The 5,154-nt window shown below is 65.2% G+C and carries 6 protein-coding genes; 5 read left to right on the top strand and 1 reads right to left on the bottom strand.

The window, feature by feature from the left end; all coding sequences use genetic code 11:
* From A3764_RS06945 to A3764_RS06925, 5 genes are all read left to right on the top strand, one after another.
* Window positions 1-919 (top strand): TRAP transporter large permease (locus A3764_RS06945; protein WP_067951371.1); only part of this gene is annotated, 919 nt, incomplete at its 5' end.
* Between the two features lie 37 nt (window positions 920-956).
* The gene (locus tag A3764_RS06940; RefSeq protein WP_067925042.1) at window positions 957-1,988 is read left to right on the top strand and encodes a TRAP transporter substrate-binding protein; all 1,032 of its coding nucleotides are present in this window, start codon (window positions 957-959) and stop codon (window positions 1,986-1,988) included.
* 18 nt (window positions 1,989-2,006) lie between these two features.
* A complete protein-coding gene (locus A3764_RS06935; RefSeq protein ID WP_067925038.1) occupies window positions 2,007-2,519 on the top strand; it encodes a TRAP transporter small permease in 513 nt (170 codons plus the stop codon).
* Between the two features lie 3 nt (window positions 2,520-2,522).
* Window positions 2,523-3,428 carry a hydroxymethylglutaryl-CoA lyase gene (locus A3764_RS06930; protein WP_067925035.1) on the top strand — a complete coding sequence of 302 codons (906 nt, stop codon included), beginning with the start codon at window positions 2,523-2,525 and terminating at the stop codon, window positions 3,426-3,428.
* A gap of 101 nt (window positions 3,429-3,529) precedes the next feature.
* Complete coding sequence (locus tag A3764_RS06925) at window positions 3,530-4,828, top strand: NAD(P)H-dependent oxidoreductase (protein WP_067925031.1); 1,299 nt, start codon at window positions 3,530-3,532, stop codon at window positions 4,826-4,828.
* A 95-nt stretch (window positions 4,829-4,923) separates the two neighbouring features.
* Here A3764_RS06925 and A3764_RS06920 read toward each other — a convergent pair.
* The coding region (locus A3764_RS06920; protein ID WP_236628109.1) for a GMC oxidoreductase at window positions 4,924-5,154 on the bottom strand (231 nt) is incomplete at its 5' end.

The following is a 5,154-nucleotide window of genomic DNA, read 5'->3' as shown; positions in this document are numbered from 1 at the left end:
CCAGATGCTGGACCGCGGCTATGACCGGGGCCTTGCCGCCGGTTCGGTCGCCTCTTCGGGCGCGCTGGCGATGCTCATTCCGCCTTCGGTGCCCTTCATCATCTACGGTGCGGTTTCCGGCGTCTCGGTCGGTGCTCTCTTTATCGGGGGCATCCTGCCCGGCATCGCGCTGGCGCTCGCCCTGTCGCTCTACATCTACATCCGCGTATTGCTGAACCCCGAGCAAGCCCCCCGCGAAACCGGACCCATGGCACCGCTGGGCGAACGGGTACGCGCCCTTGGCGGTGTCTGGCACGCGCTGCTGCTGGTCGGCATCGTGCTGGGCGCGATCTACACCGGCTTCGCCACTCCGTCAGAGGCCGCCGCCCTCGGTGCGGCGGGTGCGTTCTTTCTGGCCTTTGCCGTCTTCCGCGTGCTGACGTGGAAGGTTCTGATGGATGTGCTGGGCTCATCCGTGAAGGTGTCGGGTGCCATTCTGCTGATCATCGCCTGTGCGAAGATCTTCGGCGACTACCTGAACCTCGTGCGCGTCCCCGAAAACGTCAGCGCGGCGCTCACCGCGACGGATCTGCCGCCCTGGGCGATCCTCGTGATCATCATGCTGGCGCTGGTGCTGCTGGGGATGCTGGTCGATGCCGTCTCTCTCATCGTGGTAACGACGCCGATCCTGCTGCCGCTGATCGTGACCCTCGGCTACGACCCGCTGTGGTTCGGCATCATCCTCGTGATGAACCTGGAGATTGCGGTGGTCACCCCGCCCGTGGGCCTCAACCTCTATGCGCTGCGCGGCGTCTGCCCGATGCTTTCGGTCGAAGAGATCATCCGCTCGGTCGTCCCCTTCGTGATCGTGCAGTTCGTCATGCTCATGATCTTCGTGCTTTTCCCCGGCCTTAGCCTGTGGCTGCCCGGCTTCATCTGATCACCCGTCATTCAACACACCAGAGGAGGAAACCAGAATGACCCTATCCCGCCGCAGCTTCCTGCGAAATACCACTGCCGCCCTTGCCGGCTCTGCCGTGCTTGGCCTTGGCTCTGCCGCATTGGCAGAAACCACGATGACCGGCGTCAGCTACCTGCCGCCCAGCTACAAGGCGCTGTCCTACGGCTCCGCCGGATTTGTCGAACGGCTGGGCCAGTCGGGCGCCGTCGCGGTCGACTACTACGACAGCGGCAAGCTGCTGAAGGCCGATGAACAGCTGCCCGCCCTGCGCGCCGGCACCATCGACTTCATGTTCCACACCACCAGCTACATCACCCGTTCAGTGCCGATCCTGGGCATTACGGGCCTGCCGGGTGTGGTGGACGCGCTCTATGAAAACCCCGAGCGTCTCGCCAAGGGCAGCCCGCTTTTCAACCTCATTCAGGAAAAGCTGAACGAGGAAGGCCTCTACATGGTCTCGATGATGGGCAACATCCTTGAGCCGGAATACCTGTGGTCCACCACCGCGTCCCCGATCAAATCCATCGCGGATATCTCGGGCAAGAAGGTCCGGGTGGTGAGCTTCGAGGCCACGCAGGTGGTCGAAGACTTCGGCGGCGCCTCGGTGCGCATTCCCTCGTCGGAACTCTACCTCGCGCTGCAGCGAAACACCGTGGACGCGGCCGTGGCCAATATCTCCACCATCATCGGCCGTTCGCTGCAGGAACAGGTCGGCGTCGTCTACAAGCTGCCGCTCACCGCGTATGGCATCGGTCTTTTCACCACCACGAAACGGTGGGAGAATATGAGCGAAGAGGAGAAGGCCGCCTTCAACGAGGCGGGTGACTGGTTCGACGAGAATGGCGCGGCGCAGGCCAACAACACCATCTACCCGGATGAGTTCTGGCCGATGATCGCCGAACAGGGGATCGAAGTGATCGAACCCTCCGAAGAGGAACTCGCCAAGCTCGAAGCGGCAGCCGAAGAAGTGCGCGCCGCATGGATCGCCGAAGTCGGCGAAGACGTCGGAAACCGCGCCATCGCACTGGCGCTCGGCAAAGACGCCTGATCGGGAAAGGAGGGCGCCGTGAGGAAACTATTCGATCGCACTGCACAGGCGTTGCAGGTGTCCGGCCAGATCGTGCTTGCGTTCATGGTCATCACCATCTGCTACGACGCCATCATGCGTTATGTCTTCACGGCGCCCACCTCCTGGTCACTGGAGGTCAACACCTTCCTGATCATCTATGTCACCGCGATCACGGCTGCGGATGTCCAGCGCACCGACAGCCATATCCGGATCACCTTTTTCGCCGTCAAGCTCGGCACGATCGCGCAGCGCGTCGTGCGCGTGATCATCGCGCTCATCGGGGTCGCCTTCTGCGTCATCATGACATGGCGCGGCTCCATCATGGCCTATCAGGCGTGGGAATTCGGCGAACGGGTGTCTTCCAGCTTCGGCACGCCCATGGTCTATCCCTATGCGCTGCTTCCCATCGGTTTCGGCCTGCTGGCGATCCAGTTCGCCCTCGACGCAATCGACGCGACCTTCTGGCCCGACAGGCGACGGGACGATCACGAAGACCTGCAGGAGATCTGAGCATTGGCCGCCGCAACCCCCATCATCTGCGAAGTCGCCCCCCGCGACGGTTTTCAATCCATCGCGAACCCCCTGCCCACGGAGGCGAAGATCGGCATTATCCGCGATCTTGCCGCCGCCGGTTGCCCGCGGATCGAACTTGGCAGCTTCGTCAGCCCCAAGGCGGTGCCCCAGATGGCCGACATGGCCGAGATCGTGGAAGGCACGCGGGACCTGCCGGCGGAGCTTGCCGCTCTCGTCCCCAACCTGCGGGGGGCGGAAAACGCGCTGAAGGCGGGCTTGCGGCAGATCGTCTATGTCTTCTCGGTATCGCAGGCCCACAACCTCAACAACGTCCGCCAGACGGTGGCGCAATCCCTCACCGGTCTCGATGAAATCGTGAAGGCGCTGCCCAAAGGCACGTTCCTGCGCGTCGATCTGGCGACGGCATTCGATTGCCCGTTCGACGGCGGCGTGCCGCTGATGGATCTTGTCGAGGCAGTCAAACAGGTCGCGGCCATCGCGCCCAACGCCGAACTCGCCCTTTGCGACACGACCGGCCGCGCGAACCCTTTCGATGTTGCGCGCCGTTTCGATACCGTTCAGATGTTGCCGGAAACAGCTGGCAACACCTGGGCCTTCCACGGGCACAATACCTTCGGCCAGGGGGTCGCCAACGCGCTGGCCGCGTGGCAATCCGGGGTGCGCGTCTTCGATACCGCCGCCGCCGGGCTGGGGGGATGCCCCTTCGCCCCCGGCGCCACGGGCAACACGGCGACCGAAGACCTCGTCTTCGCCTTCAACGAAGGGGGGCGGAGCACGGGCATCGACCTGCCTCGCCTGCTGGACGTCGCGGACCGGATCGCCGCCCTGCCCGGCGGGGTGACGGGAAGCCACCTGCGCCATGTCCCCCGCGGGCGTGCCGCGTGACGGGGGCGGCCCCGGTGGCGTCCGGTCCCGCCGGAATGAACTTGTGATCGATCGGTCGACCATGTTCGACTGACCCAAACGTTAAAGGAAAGAGAGCGGACATGAACCTTGCGAGACTGGCGGCAGAGGCCGCGGAGCGGGGCAAACCCGTAAGGGCCGGGTTGATCGGGGCGGGAAAGTTCGGCTCCATGTTCCTCAGCCAGGTGCCGACGATCGCGGGGCTCGAGGTCACGGCCATCGCCGATCTCGACCCCGACCGGGCGCGCGCTGCCTGCCGCGAAGTCGGCTGGGACGACGAGCGTATCGAGGCAACGACCTATGTCGGCGACGGCGCGGCACTGGCCGCCCGCGATGACGTCGACGTGGTGATCGAGGCCACGGGCAACCCCCGCGCCGGGATAAACCACGCCGAGGCCGCCTTTGACGCGGGCAAACATGTCGTCATGGTCAACGTGGAGGCGGACGCCATGGTGGGCCCCGCCCTTGCGCGCCGGGCCGCCTCCGCCGGGGTCTGCTATTCGATGGCCTACGGCGATCAACCCGCCCTCGTGTCGGAAATGGTCGACTGGGCGCGGGCCGCCGGTTTCACGGTGACGGCGGCGGGCAAGGGGACGAAGTACCTGCCGGCCTATCACACGGTCACCCCCGACGATGTCTGGGGCCACTACGGCCTCACCGCGGAAGAGGCGAAGAAGGCGGGGATGAACCCGCAGATGTTCAACTCCTTCCTCGACGGGACAAAGAGCGCCATCGAGATGGTGGCCATCGCCAATGCCTGCGGTCTCGATGTGCCGGAAGAAGGGCTGGGCTTTCCCGCCTGCGGGGTGGACGATCTGGCCCATGTCCTGCGACCGCGCGAGCTGGGCGGTCAACTCGCCCGGCGCGGCATGGTCGAAACGGTTTCCTCGCTGGAGCGGGACGGCCGCCCGGTCTTCCGCGACCTGCGCTGGGGTGTCTACGTGGTGCTTGAGGCGCCCAACGACTATGCCGCGGCCTGTTTCAAACAATACGGGCTGCCGACGGACAGCACCGGGCGCTTCGCCGCGATGTACAAACCCTTCCACCTGATCGGGCTGGAACTGTCGATCTCCGTGCTGAGCGTTGCGCTCCGGCAGGAGCCGACGGGCCAGTCGCGAGAAATGCGCGGCACCGTGGCGGCGGTGGCCAAGCGCGCGCTGAAGTCGGGTGAAAAGCTCGATGGCGAAGGCGGCTATACCGTCTACGGCAAGGCGCTGCCGCTGGCGACCGCGGGGGCGGCGCTGCCCATCGGTCTGGCCCATGGCGTGACCCTGCGCCGCGATGTGGCGGCGGGCAAGCCGCTGTCGCTCGACGATGTGGATCTGGCCGATGACAAGGCGACGGCGATGTACCGCGAAGTGATCGGCGCCGCCCGGTCCTGAACGAATGAACCGCCCCCATGGGGGCGGTATCGCTTTTTCATTCCGACTTCTGCAAAGTCACAGCGCCCCGGGATAGCCCGGGGCGCTGCAATGCGTCAGATGTTGCCCGCACCCATCTCGCTGGCGATATGATCCGCCTGCCGGATCGCAAGGGCCACGATGGTCAGCGTCGGGTTTTCCGCCGCGCCGGTCGTGAACTGCGAACCGTCCGAAACGAACAGGTTCTTGATGTCGTGGGTCTGCCCCCACTTGTTGACCACACCGTCTTCGGCCTTCTCGCTCATCCGGTTCGTGCCCAAGTTGTGGGTGGACGGATAGGGCGGCGT

The sequence above is a fragment of the Sulfitobacter sp. HI0129 genome (genome assembly GCF_001635395.1).
Classification (GTDB): domain Bacteria; phylum Pseudomonadota; class Alphaproteobacteria; order Rhodobacterales; family Rhodobacteraceae; genus Sulfitobacter.
Note: the sequence above shows the minus strand (reverse complement) of the source record. Positions and strands in the feature narration are given on the sequence as shown.

Bases quoted from the DNA above. Each gene is read 5' to 3' on its own strand.
- A3764_RS06925 (WP_067925031.1), top strand. From the start codon at position 3,530: ATGAACCTTGCGAGACTGGCGGCAGAGGCCGCGGAGCGGGGCAAACCC.
- A3764_RS06940 (WP_067925042.1), top strand. From the start codon at position 957: ATGACCCTATCCCGCCGCAGCTTCCTGCGAAATACCACTGCCGCCCTT.